Consider the following 18,206-nt stretch of genomic DNA (forward strand, 5'->3'; position numbering starts at 1 on the left):
TTTCGCGTAAAATTGTGCTCTAACATAGTTTTTATTTAAAGAGACAAGCATGCAAATTAGCAAAAATTCAGCCGTTGAATTTCACTACACCCTCAGTGAAAGCAACGAGCAAATTGAAAGCAGCATAAACGAAGCTCCACTTACTTACATTCATGGTAGCGAAGGCATGCTTCCTGGTTTAGAAAAAGCACTTGAAGGTAAAGAAGCTGGAGAAAAATTTAGTGTAACTCTAGAACCAAGTGAATCGTACGGCGAGCGTGTTGATGACTTAATTCAACGTATTCCTCTTAAGCACCTACAAGGTGATGTAAAAGTATGGAAGCCAGGTATGACGGCAATGGTGCAGTCTAACCAAGGTCACCACCAAGTAACGATTGTTAAGGTTGGTCGTTTTAACGCAGATTGTGATTTAAATCACCCATTTGCGGGAAAAACACTAACATTTGACGTTGAAGTTGTGTCTGTACGTGAAGCGACAAGTGAAGAAATTTCTCACGGACATGTACACGCTGAAGGCGGTTGTGGTCACTCTCACTAGTCAGCAGAAAGGAATTAAGTATGTCTAAAGTTGCAGTAGTTACAGGTGGTACAAAAGGTATTGGCCTAGCCGTAGTAAAGCGTTTACTAAACAGTGGCTATGAAGTACATAACCTTGATATAGAGCTAAGCGAAATCGGTATATTTCATCAGTGTGATGTAAGTGATGTATCGGCGGTACAAAGCTGTATCACGGCTATCTGTGAACAAAGCAAACGTATTGATGTACTTGTCTCTAATGCCGGAAAACACTTAAGCGCAAATATAGAAAGCACCGACGAGCGAACTCTCGATGCACTTTTTGCGCTTAATGTTAAAGGCGCCTATAGTGCAGTACAAAGCGTATTGCCAAGTATGAAAACGCATAATGGCGGCGCTATTATATTAGTCGCCTCCGATCAGGCAATTATAGGTAAGCAAAACTCTTTTGCATATAACCTAACAAAACATGCCCTTGCCTCAATGGCCAAAACAACGGCGCTTGATTACGCGAGCTTTAATATTAGAGTAAATGCGGTATGCCCTGGCACAATAGAAACCCCGCTTTTCCATAACGCGATAGATGCGTACTGCGCAAAAAGTGGCGCAAACAAAGCTGAAATAGTTGCCGAGGAAGCAAGTCTGCAACCGCTTAACCGATTAGGTCAAGCCGACGAGGTTGCTGCCCTTGTGAGCTTTTTAGCAAGCGATGATGCAAGCTTTATTACTGGCAGCTTACAAAGCATTGACGGTGGTTACACTGCGCAATGAATACTATGCAATGAGTAATGTGCAATGAGCTTAAAAATTATTGACCCACACGTACATTTTTTTAATTTAGCAAAGGGTCAATACTCATGGCTACAAGGCGCTAATCCACCCGCGTGGCCAAATTTAGAAAAAATAAAACAAGCAGTAAGTGAGCAGCAACTTATTGAAAGTACTGACTTTGAACTCATAGGGCTTGTGCATATAGAAGCCGGGTTTGATAACACCTCCCCTATTAACGAGCTAAACTGGCTAAGCTCGCATTTAAAAAGCCTTCCATTTAAAGCCATTAGTTATAACCAAATTGATGTACCTGCGGAGCAATTTAGTCACGCGCTAAATGCACTGGCTCATTCAAGCCTTTGCGGTATAAGAGATATAACCGAAGGTGATGATGCAGTAAGACTAATAAGCCCTCATTGTATTAATAGCCTTAATTTATTGGCTATAAATAAACTACATTTTGAAGCTCAATTTGATATTGAAAATAGCGAAATAACCAAACAAGTGGCTTATTATGCTAAACAGCTACCGCAACTTCAAATTATAATTAATCATGCGGGGTTGCCTGGTAATCTAGGTGCATGGCAACAAGGTGTTGAGCTCCTTGCTCAGCACGACAACATAGCTATTAAATTTTCTGGTTTTGAATTACTGCAGCTCACCAGCGAGCAACAAGCCGTGTGTTTTAATTTTCTTTTTAATCACTTTGGCCAGCAGCGTATTATGTTTGCTAGCAACTTCCCTGTATGCCAAATAAGTACAAGCTACAATATTCTATGGCATTCCCATAAGGCGTTATGCTCAAACGATAAGACATGGCATGATCTTAGCTATGCAAACGCTAAGCACTACTACCAAGTGTAATTAAAACTAGTTATATTAAACTCTCTTTTTATGATAATACGGCCAATTTATGAAAATGTACTTTTTACTAATCGTTGTATTTTCAGGGTTTCTTCTCAATGGCTGCATATCTCGAAATCCAGATCCGACACCAAAGCTGCAACATGCTCTATTGGTAGAGCCAAATAAAACAGCCGTTAGCAAAGCGATTAAAACACTTGTACATATACAAGAAACTCAATTAGTTGATGATATATTTACTACCAGCAGCATCGTAACCCTTAGTAAGGTGTAGAATGTAAAATTAACGAGTTATAATAATCTATAATTTCTACCAAACAAAAAAGCTGGTAAGTGACTAATCACTTACCAGCTTTTTATATAACCTAAACTCAGGTTAAAAAATCACTTTATTTCTACACGTTGCGAACGCATAACAATCTCATCATTTAATTCAATACCCAACCCAGGCTCTTCTGATACTTCAAAGAAGCCGTTTTTAGGTTGTGGATCTTGTAAACATAACTCGCGGTTCCACTTTTTAATCGCATAAGTATGGTGTTCATGAATCAAAAAGTTAGGTATTGCGGTTTCCAAATGCAGTGATGCGGCTGTAGCAACAGGCCCTCCACATACATGCGCCTGAATACGCACATCAAAAATATCAGCGTAATCACATACTTTTTTGGTTTCGGTAAAACCACCACATAAACCAATATCTGGCTGTAGCACATCAATACTTTGATCTTCTAAATACGGGCGCACACCCCAGCGATTATACAAGCGCTCTCCACCAGCAATAGGAACTGACACTTTATCAGCTACTTTTGCGTGTAATGAATGGTTTAAGTAGTTAACCGGTTCTTCGTAATACATACAATCAAACTCTTGTGCTATTTCGCCAATTTGAATTGCCGATGTCGCACCTGGTAAACTATGACATTCAAAAATAATGTCGACTTCGTCGCCTACCGCCTCTCGAATTGCCTGCATACGTGCTCTATATAACTTCATCTCAGTGCGTGAGATTATATTTGTACGGTCGTAATAAGTATTGCCATCTTTGTCATACTGAATTGGATCTACTTTTACTGCATCGTAACCTTCAGCCAGCGCTTTTAAAGCAGCTTCTGCATATTCTTGTGGCTGTACTAATGCTTTAAATTCACTATCCCAGTCAAACTGTAATTGTGATGCATAAGTACGTAGTTTATCGTTAACTTTACCGCCCAATAATTGGTATACAGGTAAACCAAGCGCTTTACCTTTAATATCCCAAAGTGCGGTATCAATTGCGCTCATTGCAGCATATACAACAGGTCCGCCGCCTAAACCCCAAAAGCTTTCACGCAACATACGTGACCATAATTTTTCTGTTTGAAATGGGTCGTGGCCGATTAAAAAGGCGTCGGCCATTTCTTTAATCATAGCCGCTGCAGCACTGTGACCTAAATCGTATGCAAGGCCCGCTTCGCCAACACCACTAATGCCTTCGTCAGTATGAATACGTACAAACACAGGTGTCCAAGAAGGTCTATCAGGACAGTGAATATCAAATACTTCAACGCGATTTACTTTCATTAAAATTCCTTATTAACCGCTATGGGTTATTTTGCAAAACTAGGGTCAAGTCGATACGCTTTACGTAACATTGCAGGCCACGCAAGTTGCCCGCCGGTGCTGCCACTGTGTACTACGTTTGCTTGATTATAAATATTGTCAATTATAGGTTGCGGTACTTCAACAACCTCTTGCGAGCTTGATTGTAGCGCTAATTGAATTTCACATGCTCGCTGTAAATCATAAAAGCGCATAAACGCATCGCCTACCGTTGGGCCTACTGTTAAGCCACCGTGGTTTACCAATAACATATGGTTAGTGCTGCCTAAATCATCTTGCAACACTTTGCGCTCGTCATCGTTTACTGCAAGCCCTTCGTAGTCATGATAAGAAAGTGATGGCAGTGAAAACATTGAATACTGGCTAAGCGGTAACAAGCCATTTTTTTGTGTCGCGACAGCAATTGTTTCTTTGGTGTGAAGGTGAATAACACAATGCGCGTCTTCGCGTACCTCGTGAATCGCACTGTGAATAGTAAAACCAGCTGGATTAATATTAAATGGCGTATCGTCAATAATATTGCCGTCTAAGTCGACCTTTACTAAATTAGAGGCAGTTACTTCATCAAAGGTTAAACCAAACGCATTAACTAAGTAGTGGTCGGTGCCAGGCAAACGTGCTGATAAATGCGTATAGATTAAATCCCCCCAACGAAAGTGCTCTACCAGTCTATAACATGCGGCTAAATCAACACGAAGTTTCCACTCTTGTGCTGATACTTTATTTTTCAAATCGAGTTGGGGTAAATCAAACATAATGAGCCTTTTAAAAACGTACATTATTAGCCTGTACGAACAGATGTTTAGAAGTCTAAAGCGGTCTCTATTTTATAGCAAAAACCAAACAAAACAGCCACACTATTGTGTGGCTGTTTATAAAACTAAAATACTAATTGCATTAAAATGGTATAACTGCGTAAACTATTTTACGTTAGCTAAGTAATCTGCAATTGCTTCAAACTCTTCATCAGTTACCGTTGCAACCATTGCTTTCATGGCCATGGTCATACCGTTATTACGTGCACCTGATTTAATGTCTTTCATTTGCGCTAGTAAGTAATCTTTGTTTTGACCGTTTAGCTTAGGATACATACCCATAATTGGTGCTTTACCTTCAGCGCCATGACAAGTCTGACAATTTTTAGCTGTATAAAGTGCAGCGCCATCGGCAGCAGCTACATTAAACGAGAAGCTTGCGGCTAAAGTAATACCCGCGCCTAATAATAGTGTTTTCATCTTGCTCATTGTATTTACTCTTCTTTTTGACGGTTAGAAAAACTGTTCTATTGATTGTAGTAAACAATCAAATAAAAGCATACGTACGAAACGACACTAGACGATCAACTTAACCAAGAACCGCTAACTCGTTTCTATCTCATCTTTATATACTTTAGCAAATAAAAATGAGCTTACCCTTAATAGACTGTTACCACACTATATCATCTGGTACTTCAAAGTCTGCGTACGGGTCATCTTCATCTTTTGGTTTGTTTTCTGGCTCCACATGAAAAACAATATACTTTTCGTCAACCTCAGCCACTTTGCGTGCTGGTTCGTCATCTAATACGTAAAATTGCCCTTCTAGTACACAAATAGCTAAACGACCGCCCGATAGCGCTTTTTGCGTTTTCTCGTTCACGTCGATATTTTTTACTTTATTTTGATAAGTAAAATTAAATGTGCGCTCACCACGAATAGCATCTTGGTTGTGGTGCTCTAAAATTTGTTTAACACGTGCTTCTTGTTCGCGCTGCTTTAAGCTCACTTGGCGTGTTTGGTTAAGCTCTTCGGCTTTTTTTTGCTGCTCTAGCTTGGTTTGTTGTATATGCTTTTGCAGATCACTTGGGTTGCTAGTAGCCCCTTTCTTTTGCTTTTTTTGTTGCTTACGCTTTTCTGATTTAGCAACTTTAGCATTATGCGATGTTGTTAAGCCTGCTTGAAGCAATTGGTCTTGTAATGAACCCATGACTTTGTTCCACTAAAAACTAATATTATCGCTATTTTAATCACCAACGAGTTCAAATAACAGCGCTATTGACATTAATCTAGCAAACTAGCTAAAACAAATCATGATATAGCGCAATGACTATGCTTTAAATTATGAATTAAAAGCAATTTTTTAATACAATACCACGCAACCAATCAGCAAATGCACAAGCCATATAATGCGTTTACCTCATCTACTCGTTTGCTCGGTATTTATATTTTTTGTGCTTTATGCACCGCAACCCCTACTTAGCCTTTTTGCGAGCGAATTTAATGTAGCACCTGCGGTAGCTGGCAGCTTAATGACTGCTGCTATGTTGCCCTTAGCCATTGCCCCGCTTGTTTATGGTTTATTTTTAGTAAAAATAAATCCACTACTCATACTACGTATTGCAATGGTGCTTTTAGGCCTTAGTTGCTTGCTTTTTATTTATGTACCTAGCTTTAAACTTTTATTATTAGTCAGATTTTTACAAGGTTTGACGTTCCCCGCAGCTTTAACAGCAATGACTAGCTATATAGGTGTAAGTTATAGCGCTGATACACTTCAAAAAAATATGACCCTATATATTGGTAGTAGTATAGTTGGTGGTTACTTCGGTCGTGTGCTTGCCGCTATGTTTAGCGACTTATGGAATTGGCAGAGCTTTTATTACGTAATTGCTTTTATGCTTATTTTATTAGCTTTGACAATTAAACATTCTCGCTTTATAAACCCTGCTACTCAGACGCAACACTCCCCACTCGATTACATTAAACAACTTAAAGAAGGCGCTGTACTTAAAGTTTACGGGGCTGTTTTTTGTATGTTTTTTTGTTTCGCTGCACTACTTAATTACTTACCGTTTATATTACAAAACACGTTTTTAATTACCAATACTCGTGACATAGGCTTGGTTTACAGTGGTTATTTAATTGGGGCTCTTGCCTCGATTGCTGCGCCTTGGTTACTTAAAAAAGTCCCTTCGCCTTGGCATTTATTAACTGCGGTATTTAGTTTTTATAGTGTGAATATTATTCTATTAATGAGCCACCAGCTTAGCTTATTTTTAATCGCATTTACTTTGTTTTGTGGAGCAATGTTTGTAATCCATTCAACTGCAGCACCACTCGTTAATAAAATAAGTAAAGCCCCACCAAGTGTGACCAATGGCGGATATGTATCGTTTTATTACAGTGGTGGTGCATTGGGGTCGTTATTACCCGGTGTGGTATACCAACATCATGGGCAAACAGCGTTTATGTGTACGCTGCTTGCGGTTTGCTTATGTGGTTTATCGTTAATTTTATGGGCTTATTTTGAGGGTAAAAATACAACCCGCGGTTGATGCTTTGTGTGATTAAAAAATGTTTCTAAATCAGTTTTACTAAGCAACCATGTTTGGGTGTTTTCAAACGGATGACAATGAAACAAATCACCACCCCAAATATCTTGATCAACCCATAAGCTCACTTCGTTTTGCTTATCATTTAAAAGAGCCAACATAGATACACACCCAGGAGCCACTTTTAAGTATTTAGCTAATCGCTCGCTTGAAGCAAATCCTAAACGCGAAAGCCCTTGTTGCTTTGATAATGCCTTTAAGTCGAGCTGCTTATCGTGCGCCGTAATCACTAAAAAGTGTCGTTTACCTTCGTTATCGCGTAAGAATAGGTTTTTAAGACGCGTACCTGGGCGCTCAATCATAAACTCATCTGCCGCGAAGCTAGTATGTAGCGGCGGGTGTTCTATTGTATCGTAAGTAATATTTAGATGCGCTAAAAGCTCTGCTAACTTAGTTTTATCAGCTAACATATTACAAACAACGCCCTCTTAGCTGTACGCTCAAATCTCGCCATAAAACATCATTAACTTCATGCTTATTATTGCAATACTTACGATCTTTTAGCTCTTGATTCAATAATTCAACCGCTTGGTCTTCTAGCTGTAACTTCAGAATGCTCGATTCTTCAAAATGCTCTTTTTCTATATACTGCTTAAATTCACCACGGCTTGGTCTTTTGTTAGGACCTCGGTCTAAGTTAAAGTTTTCACGATGCTTAGCTTTTACCGAAACAACATAAGCAAAAAGCTTATTGCCTTGCTCATCTTGCTTTTCGTGAAACTGTTTATTATTTATTTCAAAAGGAGGCTCATCATTTGAGGCACAGCCAGCGAGTAAAACCATAAGCACTAGAGCACATTTTTTCATTGTTTTTTATCGTTTTAGTGTTGAATTAAGCCGAGTCTAACAAAAATTTACGTAAACAGTGAAAATTTACGAAAAAATACTTGACCAAATTTATAAAAAAACTTAAAGTTCGTCCCGCTTGGAACTCAGCAGTCAAGCAGTTATGTTATAATATGTAACTTAGGAATGTGGGGCTATAGCTCAGCTGGGAGAGCGCCTGCCTTGCACGCAGGAGGTCAGCAGTTCGATCCTGCTTAGCTCCACCACTTTCCTACTTCTTATCTAAATCAGTTTAATCTTCTATTTTTGTTAACTTATCAGTAATTCTCTTCTATATATTTTTATCTATATAATTTAAATTGACTCCATTCAACTTGTGTCTATACAAGTTATTAGCTATACATAAAGCAACTCATATTAATGCTCTAGGGCTAGAATGGATCCTCTTAAACGTACCTCGCTAAAAAAACTAGCCTCCCTTGGATTCGCAGCTGGTGCGATAACGCATATTCCTTATGTATTCGCTCGAAAAAAAATCACTTTGAGAGTGTTGGGCACGCACGTTACTTTGCAAGAATCTATTCGAAAACAAGCTATGAGTGACCTAGGTATTAATATAGTATTTTCACCTGCAGGTAGCGCTACTGTATTACAAAAGGCATCAATGGCTCCCGGTTCTTTCGACTTATATGAACAGTGGTCGAATAGCATAAACGTACTTTGGAATGCTGGGTCTATCCAGCCGATTGAAAAAAAACGACTTACTTACTTTAACGAAATTAACTCCCTAACAAAAACAGGCAAGCTTACAGGTGGTGCAAAAGTTGGTGCAGGAGATGCACCCTATAAACTATTAAATGTTCAACCCGATGGCACATTAAGCGCACAAGAAAGCGATTATATTAGCTTTTTACCTTATGTGCATAATGTTGACTCTTTTGGTTACAACACCGACTTTATTAAGCCCGGTATAGCTTACAAAACAGAAAGTTGGAGTTGGCTGCTTGATGACGAGAACAGAGGTAAAGTAGCTATCGTAAATGAGCCTACTATTGGATTATTTGACCTAGCCCTAGCAGCACAAAGCAAAGGACTTATAAAGTTTAACAATATAGGTGCAATGACCCGTCCAGAACTTGATAGATTGTTTAGTATATTACTCGACTTTAAACGCCAAGGTCACTTTAGTGGCTATTGGAACTCGGTTCCAGAGTCGATTGAATTTATGAAAAGCAAGCGTGCGCATATAGAAAGTATGTTTTCTCCCGCTGTTTCCGCTCTAAATAGCCAAAACGTTAATGTACGCTTTGCCGCCCCTAAAGAAGGTTATAGAGGCTGGCATGGTGTTATGTGTTTATCATCACAAGCTAAAAATAATGTAAAATCTGCCGCTTACGACTATATGAACTGGTGGCTTTCGGGCTGGCCAGGCGCTTTTATCGCTCGCCAAGGCTATTACATTAGTAATCCACAGCGCTCTAAACTACTCCTATCTCCGTCTGAATGGGGTTACTGGTACGATGGAAAAATAGCAAACATAGATTTATTAAATACCAATGGCGACGTCGCCGTAAAAGCGGGTGAGCAACGTAATGGCGGAAGTTACCATAAACGCTTTAGTAATGTAGCAGTGTGGAATACAGTTATGCCAACCTATGACTATAGCCTGCAAAAATGGTATGAGTTGATTAGCAGATAATGGCATCTCGCTCACTAAAATCAAAGATAACATTAGCGCTTTCCCTGTTGATCAGCTTGCTAATCATTCAAAGTTACCTATTTAATTATTCGCAAAACTCCTTACTTAAACTGCAAAAAGCACAACACAACGCACTTATTCAAAGTGAAAATGTAGCCCAGTTAGAAAATGAAGTAATTTCCTTGCAAAGCCAAGTAATAGCTTTTGTTGATAAGGCAAGTAAAAATAAAATTGAAAAGTTTCATTTCTATTTAGATAATGCGCATAAAAGCCTCAGAAAACTAAAAGAAAACACATTCCAACGTACACCTGAACATCAAAATATATTATCGCGCCTTGATGAATACCTACACAACTATAAAGAAACATTTAATCAGGTAGTAATTAATCGCAACAAGAGAGAATCATTATATTCTGAACAATTTCAAAAGCCTATAGAGTTGCTGAAAATAAAGATTACAAAGCTTCAAAGCGATTCTGAAACAAAAGAGAAAGCTATTTATAGTGATATATTTCTAACAATCAGTAACCTTGAACACGCTATTGTTAGCTATTTATATAAGCCTAGCTTTGATGAAGCAGAAAATGTGAAACAAAACTTAAATCACCTACAAGCAAGATTGATTAATATTTCAGATACCGACAATTCACTTTCCCTGAAAACCTCTGATCTAAAAATAGCTTACAATCAACTTGTCTTACTGACACGTAGCTATACTTTTTCTACAAACGTAGTACTCACAGGCATAGAGAATGAATTACTTTATTTAGCTTCCCAAGTTAAAAATACCGAACAAAAGAAACTCACTGAAACAGAAAAGCAATTGAGTTCACAATTAGTTAGCAACACAGAACAATCGAATACATTTGCTGCATTAATTACCATCATTATTATTTTAATAAGTTATTTTATTTTTAATTCAGTACTCAAACCGATCACTCAGCTAACAACTTTGCTGAGAGACATGAATAACGAAAAACAAATTACTTTGAATGATAGCAATCAAAACCAAACTGAAATAGCCGCTGTAATTAAAGCAGCTAACGCACTTTATGAAAAAAATAAGCAGACCAAAGAGTTATTAATAGAAACGCAAGCTCTCAATATACAAATGGAGTCTATGAATAAGGATTTGACAGTAGCTATTTCACAAGCAGAAAGTGCAAACCATATGAAAAGTGATTTTGTAGCAAATATGAGTCATGAGCTACGTACCCCAATGAATGGCATACTTGGCATGTTGCAATTATTGCGAGATAGTGATCTTGCAACCAAACAAAAACACTATGCAGATAAAGCCTATTCTAGTGCACACAATTTATTGCATATTTTAAATAACATCCTAGATTTTTCTAAGCTTGAGTCAGAAAAAATAAAAATTGAAAAAATTCCATTTACTCTTGATCTGATTGTAAAAAACACAGCAAACTTATTTAAAGATAGTGCAAATAAAAAAGGGCTAAACTTAGAATTTAACTTACACGCTGATCCAAATTTAGAGCTAATAGGTGACCCGTTTCACCTAAACCAAATAATTAATAATTGTATTGGCAATGCGATTAAATTTACCAATTATGGAAAAATACAATTAATAATTGAGACTATTTCCCAGCAAAAAAACACCATAAACCTACGTTTTTGCATTAAAGATACCGGTATTGGAATGACCCATGAACAGCAAAAACAAATATTTAAATCGTTTTATCAAGGCGACGCATCTACTACTCGAAAATATGGTGGAACGGGACTTGGTCTTACAATAAGCCAAGAGTTTACTAAAATATTAGGGGGGGAAATACAAACGCGCAGTGAAAAAGATAAAGGGAGTGAATTTTATTTCACTTTGCCATTCGAGCTTTCTCCACTGCAAAAAAATAAAAAGCGCGCATTATTAATTACCCAACATAAATCACAAACTAATCAGCTAGTGTCTTTGCTTAATAGCATTGATATAACAACAGAAACAACGCAAGAGCCACTGCGAGCACTGGCTAAAATATCTCAGCCAAGCTCACCTTTTGATATCGTTATACTCTTCCTCACTGAAGAAGAAGTTAAAAACAGTATAATTTTACAAAAGCTTACTGAAAGCAACCAAACAGGTGCGCATAATCTTCAAATAATAGTCATCATTACCGATATAGACTCACTAAACTTAGACACAATACCTAAAGATATAATCATTATAACTAAAAGCTACTGTAATTCAGAGCTATTAAAGCTACTAGCTCCGCAAAGCACTGTTGAAAATAAAATGAAACATGAAAATTATATTCAATTTACTGGTAATAAAGCTCTCGTTGTTGATGATAACCCTCTAAACATAGAGATAACGACAATAATGCTAGAAAAATTAAATATTGAAGTTTACAGCGCCCTTAATGGCTTACAAGCTATGAATGAAGTAAAAGAAAACGTATTTGATATAATCTTTATGGATATCCAAATGCCAATTATGGATGGGATAACGGCAACGCAAAAGCTTAGGAAAAACCAAGAAAAAGCTCCCATAATAGCATTGACCGCTGCCGTACTCCCTGAGGATAAAAAAGCAGCCATGAGCGCAGGAATGAATGACTTTTTAAGTAAACCACTTATTTTTGATGCACTCTACGAATGCATAAAGAAACACTTAACTACAGAAAAAAATAGAATGCTGCTAAACATACCAGTTGCTTTAGACAATGTAGAGCATAATGCGAACCTTGTTAATAAGCTATTAGATCAATTTACCACCGATTACGAAAGTTTTACCATTAAATCTAAGAAATTATTGGATACCAATAACTGTGCTGAATTCGCACGAAATATCCATGCGCTTAAAGGGTTAGCTGGTACTTTAGGGCTCGAGAAATTAGAACAAGTTACCAAAGACACTGAAGTCCAAATAAAAAATAAAGAAATAATCTCACTTATACAATTAAGCGAACAATTCACACTCACTTTTCATGCAATAAAACAGTACTTACTAACACAACAATTTAGTAATGTTGAACTAACAAACAACGTGGGGGATTTAGATAAAACTATTGATCTCATTTATGAGTTAGCAATTAACGCAAAGCCTATACCAGGTGACTTACTGAAAAGTTTAGATAGCTCAACTTTTAGAGCTCCCCACCCTCTACTGCAACTTAAAACCGCTGTTAATCAATTTAACTATGAACTTGTTATTAAGCTTATTACTCAATTTCGAGAAGACAATTTAAATTAGCCATTACTAAAAAACTAAGCTAGATTATATAGGTAAATACTATCAAAAGGATTGAATGTGCATTCGATGTACTTGACTGAAAAAAGTAGTGATTATCAAAATAAAAAACAAAAGCCACTAGTTTTAATTGTTGATGATGAGCCTAATAATTTACATGTTTTAGTAGAGGGGCTACTTACCGACTATGATGTAAGAATATCTACAAGCGGTGAACAAGCACTTGTGTTTGTAGAGTCCACAAGACCAGATTTAATCTTACTCGATATCATGATGCCTGGCATGGATGGCTATGAAGTTTGTAAAACTTTAAAGTCTCGACAGAATACCAAAGGTATTCCGATCATTTTCGTTACTGCAATGACCAATGAAGATTCTGAAGAGCACGGGTTTGCATTGGGTGCCATTGACTATATCCATAAACCTTACAAACTTGCGCTAGTAAGGGCTCGTATTCGCACACACATTACCTCTCAAGGTATGCTTGATAGGCTTATAGAAAAAAACTTCGATCTACACGATAAATTATTAGAAATAGAGTCTTTAGCACAAGAGTTAAGTGAAAGAGAAGAAGAGCTAAAGCAACTATCATCCAAACAAAAGCTTTTTTATCAAGCACTCACAAGCACAGCCGATGGCGTTGTAATTACAGACTCTCAAGGTGAAATAATTGCTGTTAACCCGTCGTTTTGCCGAATAACAGGCTTTTGTGAAGCTGAGGCTCTAGGCACTCAGCTGCATAAGTTAAAACAAAATAATCAACCCGGCATTAGTTTTAATAACGTATGGCAACATGCAAATAAGGCGGGATATTGGAGTGGTGAACTTGTTACTAGGCGTAAAAATGGTGAGCTATACCCAGAACTTTTAACACTAAGTATGGTTAAAGGCGATCAAGATACCAATATACATTTTATTGGTGTATTTAGTGACATATCGAGCATAAAAGTTACCCAAGAAAGAATAGACTATTTAACTTGGCACGATGAGCTCACAGCCTTACCAAATAGAAACGGCTTTTTAAAACAGCTTGAACAACAATTACAAAATTGCTCCAATGAACACAGTTATGCCTATATTTATATTATTGATATAGATAGCTTTCACTCTATAAACGATGGTCTAGGTTTGCTAGCTGGCGATAAAGTATTAAAAGAGCTCGCCAACCGAATTCACAAAAAACTTGATAAAAAAGATGTGATAGCTCGTCTAGGCAGTGACGAGTTTGCAGCGTTAAGCAGTGTGGATAAGGGCGTAGGAAGGCTTAGAACACAAGAAATAGCAGAACGAAAAGCGCAAGAGCTATTAAGAGTCATTAATGCTCCTTTCATGATTGAAGATCAAGAAATTAGTATCACCATCAGCATAGGCACTTATATATTCCCTCGTGAAGATCAATGGGAAAACGCCATTGAAACAATAAGAAACTGTGAGGCAGCTTGCTATAAAGCAAAAGAAAAAGGTGGTAACAGAGTTACTTTCTTTGACACTTCGTTTGGGGAGCAAGCAAGGCGCAGATTTGAAATAGAACAAGATTTACGCAAAGCTATTTCACAAAATGAGCTATCGCTTTATGTTCAATCACAATTTGATAGTAAACAGCAGCTAAAGGGTGGCGAAATTTTGCTACGGTGGACTCATCCACAAAAAGGCTTTATTAGTCCCGCTGAATTTATTCCGATAGCTGAAGAGTCAGACATCATTTATGACCTAGATTGCTGGGTACTCTCTAATGGACTAAAACTTATTGAGAGCTTAGATGAGCGTCATCGAGACTTAAGCCTTTCTATAAATATAAGTGGTAGGCACTTTCACGAATCACGCTTTTTATCACAAATAAAAACTGAGATAGAAAACTATAATATACAGCCAAATCAGCTAACAATAGAAATTATTGAAGGCACATTACTTAATCATATGGAATCAGCTGTTGAGGCAGTACATTTACTTAAAAACTTAGGTGTGCGCGTATCTATTGATGATTTTGGTACTGGGTACTCAAGCTTAACCTACTTAAAGCAATTGCCTATACAAGAGCTAAAAATTGATCGCTCATTTGTATTTGATGCACCGACAGACAATAACGATAAATTAATCATTGATATGATTGTAAGCCTAGGCCGTGTGTTTGAACTAGAAGTAGTTGCGGAAGGGGTAGAAAATCAGTCTCATTTTGATTTATTAAAAGAATACCCTGAAGTTATTTTACAAGGCTATTACTTGCATAAACCTGAGCCTGCGAGTGACTGGCTAGAAAAGCTTAACAAGTAAAACAAAAAAGCCGAGCAGTTTGACTACTCGGCTTTTTTATTTGACTAGCCCGCTGTTATTATTCGCGAACTTGCCCTACACCATTAACTAAGTATTTTTCAGTTGTTAATGATTCTAAGCCCATAGGACCATATGCATGCAGCTTAGTGGTAGCAATACCAATCTCTGCACCTAGGCCAAGTTGAGAGCCATCTGAGAATCGAGATGATGCATTTACCATGACTACTGATGCATCAACACTACGTTGAAACAGCTCTGCTGTCGTGTCGTTTTTAGTACATATTACTTCAGTATGGTTAGAACCAAACTGAGCAATGTGATCAACCGCAGCGCTGAAAGTTGGCACGACACGAATAGCAATCTCAAGATCTAAGTATTCTTCACCAAATTCGTTATCTGCTAGCACGGTGGCATCATCAAAATACTTTGCTGCAGTGCTGTCGGCATTAATTTTTACGCCTTCTTGGCGTAATACTACAGCACACAAGTTTAAAAACTCATCTGCCACATCTTGATGGACAACTAAACCTTCTAGTGCATTACAAACACCGGTACGCTGTGTTTTACCATTAAGTAGTAAGTTAAGTGCAGTTTCCAGATCTGCATCTTTATCTACGTATAAATGACACACACCTTTAAAGTGCTGAATAACAGGAATAGTGCTGTTCTCAGTTACAAAGTTAATTAAACCTTCGCCGCCGCGAGGAATAATCAAATCGATGCTTTCGCGTTGCTGCATTAATTCCATCAATAAAGCACGGTCAGGATCAGGAATAACAGAAATAAGCGAAGTTGGTAGATTATGCTTATCAAGCACACTGTGCATTACACTTGCGATAGCTTGTGAGCTTTTAAGTGCTTCCTTACCACCACGTAAAATAACACCGTTGCCTGATTTGAAACAAAGTGCACCCGCGTCTGCTGTTACATTTGGGCGAGCTTCGTAAATCATACATACAACGCCTAGAGGTACGCGCATTTTGCGAATTTTAATACCGTTTGGGCGCTCAGTGATGTCACGTAGCTGACCAACAGGATCATCTAAACTTACAATTACCTCAATACCTTCGGCCATTGCCTCGATACGTTCATCATTTAAAGTTAAACGGTCGATCATAGAGGCTGTTAAATTGTTATCACGCGCTGCACTCAAGTCGCTTTCGTTTTCTTTAATGATAAACGCTTTTTGAGCGCGAAGCGCTTGAGCCATTTCTGTTAATACTTGGTTTTTAGTCTCGGTGTCGAGTAAAGCAAGTGTTGTCGCAGCTTTTGCTGCCTGGCGTGATATATCCGTAATTAAACTCATGACTTCTCCAATAATGCAATATCTTTTTCAGAAATTACAGGACCAATTGAATCCTGCATTTTTTCACTAAATTCACTCTGCTCGTTATCTGCAATAAAGTTTAACAAGCAGCTACTATAATTTGCGGTCGCTTTGGCTAAACGCGTACCATCTTCACTTCGTACTAAAATGGTATCACCAACGGCAAATTCACCATGTACTTCCATAATTTCATCACCGCGGATACAACCATTTTCACCCTCTAAAGACTCATCGAAAGATCCATCAACAACTACTTCTCCTTGCTCGTTTGCAGTGTGCGTCATCCAATGAACAGAATCTTGCATTGGTTTTTCATACGGCGAGAAAATGGTACCAGGGTTTTCACCAGCTAATAAGCGTGTGAATGTCTCTTCTTTAAAGCCATTGATAATATAAGTAGCTATACCATGTGAGGTTGCTTTTTCTGCCGCCTCTATTTTCGTTTTCATACCACCAGTACCTACCGCACTAGTAGCGCATCCTGCCATAGCATAAATAGACTCATCAATTGATTTGATTTCAGGTAATAAAATAGCATCGTCATGCAAATTAGGATTTTTATCATATAACCCATCTACATCTGAAAATATTAATAGCGCATCTGCATCAGCGGCTGCTGCAACCATTGCAGATAAGTTGTCATTATCACCAACTCGTAGCTCATCGGTTGTCACCGCATCATTTTCATTAATAATGGGTAGAATACCGTGTTCAAGTAGAGTAAAAACAGTTTCTCGAATACTTTGGTAACGCTCACGATCACGCAAATCGCCATGTGTTAATAATAATTGCGCAGAAGGGAAATCAAAAAAGCGGTCCCACATAGCAATCATTTCTGTTTGACCTGCAGCCGCCATTGCCTTTTTCATAACAACTGAACGAGGTTTATCTAAAGGAAATAAGTGCGACCCTGCCGCCACCGAGCCTGACGAAACTAAAATAACCTCAATACCACGGGCACGACAACGAACAATAAACTGTGCGATGGTTAATATGTAGCGCGAACGACAGCCATCTTGATCTGGTGCTATTAGAGCACTACCAACTTTAAGTACGATACGTCGCCAATTTAACTTTTGCATAAATGTTCCACTTTCCATTTTATTTGTGCCCAGCTTTCGTGAGCTAAAACTTAGTAGCCACGTTTATAAACATAGCTGCGAATTTATTTAATCATTTAAAACACTTTTTTGCGCACACAAAAACCATATCTAAAGCCTTAGCTTTAAATTTGAGGTCATATAAAAATAGCAACAACTCAAAACCTGAGCGGCACTAATTAAAAAATTTAAAAGTGTTGTTTATGCATCGCTGTAAAAAGCTGTGTGTGGCTTTTTTATTAACAACATACATAGAGCCTCTAAAGTCTGATACACCAACAGATAGGGTGAAGACCAAAGGACCGAGATTTAACCGCCACGATGGGGGTAAAATATTGAAAGTAATAGTTCAACTCAAACCTTTGTTTATTTAAAAAACTAAATAAACGTGTTTAGTAAAACCATACCAATAGTTCAGTAAATGATTTTTATAGCGCTCTAATGCCTGATTAGTCATTAATAACTGATTATAATGATTAAAAATGACGTTATGATTAACAACGCAATTTTTATCAAATAAACATAATTAGATAACTAATTATTAGAACACGAAGTATATTACGCTATTTTATGCTTTAAAATCAAGGTTAAAATTCGTGCTAAGTAAATACAAGATGATCCTTGAAGGTTATTTTTGATTAAAATTCAATAAATTGAATTGATACAGCTCAACAAAATAAGCTAGTAACCC

16 protein-coding genes and 1 tRNA gene are annotated in these 18,206 nt (G+C 37.7%); 9 read left to right on the forward strand and 8 right to left on the reverse strand.

Going from position 1 to position 18,206, the window contains the following annotated elements:
• The first annotated feature begins 49 nt into the window (after positions 1-49).
• Genes V6260_RS06455 through V6260_RS06470 form a run of 4 tightly spaced genes read left to right on the forward strand, consistent with a single transcriptional unit; the run spans position 50 to position 2,425 of the window.
• Positions 50-538, forward strand: a complete 489-nt coding sequence (locus V6260_RS06455; RefSeq protein WP_341593216.1) for a peptidylprolyl isomerase — start codon at positions 50-52, stop codon at positions 536-538.
• 20 nt (positions 539-558) lie between these two features.
• Positions 559-1,287 (forward strand): SDR family NAD(P)-dependent oxidoreductase, encoded by a 729-nt coding sequence (locus V6260_RS06460; protein WP_341593217.1) that lies wholly within the window; start codon positions 559-561, stop codon positions 1,285-1,287.
• Positions 1,288-1,311: 24 nt separating this feature from the next.
• Entirely contained in the window at positions 1,312-2,151 is an 840-nt protein-coding gene (locus tag V6260_RS06465) for an amidohydrolase family protein (RefSeq protein ID WP_341593218.1), read from the forward strand.
• 49 nt (positions 2,152-2,200) lie between these two features.
• Positions 2,201-2,425: a hypothetical protein gene (locus V6260_RS06470; protein ID WP_341593219.1), complete on the forward strand. Its 225-nt coding sequence runs from the start codon at positions 2,201-2,203 to the stop codon at positions 2,423-2,425.
• 110 nt (positions 2,426-2,535) lie between these two features.
• Here the strand turns inward: V6260_RS06470 and V6260_RS06475 are convergent, their stop codons facing one another.
• The 4 genes from V6260_RS06475 to V6260_RS06490 all read right to left on the reverse strand — a co-directional run bounded on the left by V6260_RS06475 (position 2,536) and on the right by V6260_RS06490 (position 5,715).
• Positions 2,536-3,711 (reverse strand): mandelate racemase/muconate lactonizing enzyme family protein, encoded by a 1,176-nt coding sequence (locus V6260_RS06475; RefSeq protein WP_341593220.1) that lies wholly within the window; start codon positions 3,709-3,711, stop codon positions 2,536-2,538.
• A 26-nt stretch (positions 3,712-3,737) separates the two neighbouring features.
• Positions 3,738-4,505, reverse strand: coding sequence for a class II aldolase/adducin family protein (locus tag V6260_RS06480; RefSeq protein ID WP_341593221.1), 768 nt, complete (start codon positions 4,503-4,505; stop codon positions 3,738-3,740).
• Between the two features lie 165 nt (positions 4,506-4,670).
• Positions 4,671-4,994, reverse strand: coding sequence for a c-type cytochrome (locus V6260_RS06485; protein ID WP_341593222.1), 324 nt, complete (start codon positions 4,992-4,994; stop codon positions 4,671-4,673).
• 181 nt (positions 4,995-5,175) lie between these two features.
• Entirely contained in the window at positions 5,176-5,715 is a 540-nt protein-coding gene (locus V6260_RS06490) for a DUF2058 domain-containing protein (protein ID WP_002957867.1), read from the reverse strand.
• A 199-nt stretch (positions 5,716-5,914) separates the two neighbouring features.
• Between V6260_RS06490 and V6260_RS06495 the strand changes: the two genes are divergently transcribed.
• A complete protein-coding gene (locus V6260_RS06495; protein WP_341593223.1) occupies positions 5,915-7,063 on the forward strand; it encodes an MFS transporter in 1,149 nt (382 codons plus the stop codon).
• On the opposite strand, the gene V6260_RS06500 is transcribed toward V6260_RS06495, so the two are convergent.
• Both V6260_RS06500 and V6260_RS06505 read right to left on the reverse strand, forming a co-directional pair.
• A complete protein-coding gene (locus tag V6260_RS06500; protein ID WP_341593224.1) occupies positions 7,030-7,530 on the reverse strand; it encodes a prolyl-tRNA synthetase associated domain-containing protein in 501 nt (166 codons plus the stop codon). The genes V6260_RS06495 and V6260_RS06500 overlap by 34 nt on opposite strands.
• Before the next feature lies 1 nt (position 7,531).
• Positions 7,532-7,927, reverse strand: coding sequence for a hypothetical protein (locus V6260_RS06505; protein WP_341593225.1), 396 nt, complete (start codon positions 7,925-7,927; stop codon positions 7,532-7,534).
• Between the two features lie 169 nt (positions 7,928-8,096).
• On the opposite strand from V6260_RS06505, the gene V6260_RS06510 reads away from it, so the two are divergent.
• From V6260_RS06510 to V6260_RS06525, 4 genes are all read left to right on the forward strand, one after another.
• Positions 8,097-8,172 (forward strand) — tRNA-Ala (locus tag V6260_RS06510).
• 170 nt (positions 8,173-8,342) lie between these two features.
• Positions 8,343-9,605 (forward strand): ABC transporter substrate-binding protein, encoded by a 1,263-nt coding sequence (locus V6260_RS06515; RefSeq protein WP_341593226.1) that lies wholly within the window; start codon positions 8,343-8,345, stop codon positions 9,603-9,605.
• Positions 9,606-9,787: 182 nt separating this feature from the next.
• Positions 9,788-12,820 (forward strand): response regulator, encoded by a 3,033-nt coding sequence (locus tag V6260_RS06520; RefSeq protein WP_341593227.1) that lies wholly within the window; start codon positions 9,788-9,790, stop codon positions 12,818-12,820.
• 66 nt (positions 12,821-12,886) lie between these two features.
• Positions 12,887-15,088 (forward strand): two-component system response regulator, encoded by a 2,202-nt coding sequence (locus V6260_RS06525; RefSeq protein WP_341593254.1) that lies wholly within the window; start codon positions 12,887-12,889, stop codon positions 15,086-15,088.
• Positions 15,089-15,146: 58 nt separating this feature from the next.
• Here the strand turns inward: V6260_RS06525 and V6260_RS06530 are convergent, their stop codons facing one another.
• Both V6260_RS06530 and proB read right to left on the reverse strand, forming a co-directional pair.
• Positions 15,147-16,394, reverse strand: coding sequence for a glutamate-5-semialdehyde dehydrogenase (locus V6260_RS06530; RefSeq protein WP_341593228.1), 1,248 nt, complete (start codon positions 16,392-16,394; stop codon positions 15,147-15,149).
• A complete protein-coding gene (gene proB, locus V6260_RS06535; protein WP_341593229.1) occupies positions 16,391-17,497 on the reverse strand; it encodes a glutamate 5-kinase in 1,107 nt (368 codons plus the stop codon). Before proB ends, V6260_RS06530 begins: the two co-directional genes overlap by 4 nt.
• Positions 17,498-18,206 lie beyond the last annotated feature (709 nt).

This window comes from Pseudoalteromonas aliena (assembly GCF_038155085.1).
Taxonomy (GTDB): Bacteria; Pseudomonadota; Gammaproteobacteria; order Enterobacterales; family Alteromonadaceae; genus Pseudoalteromonas; species Pseudoalteromonas aliena_A.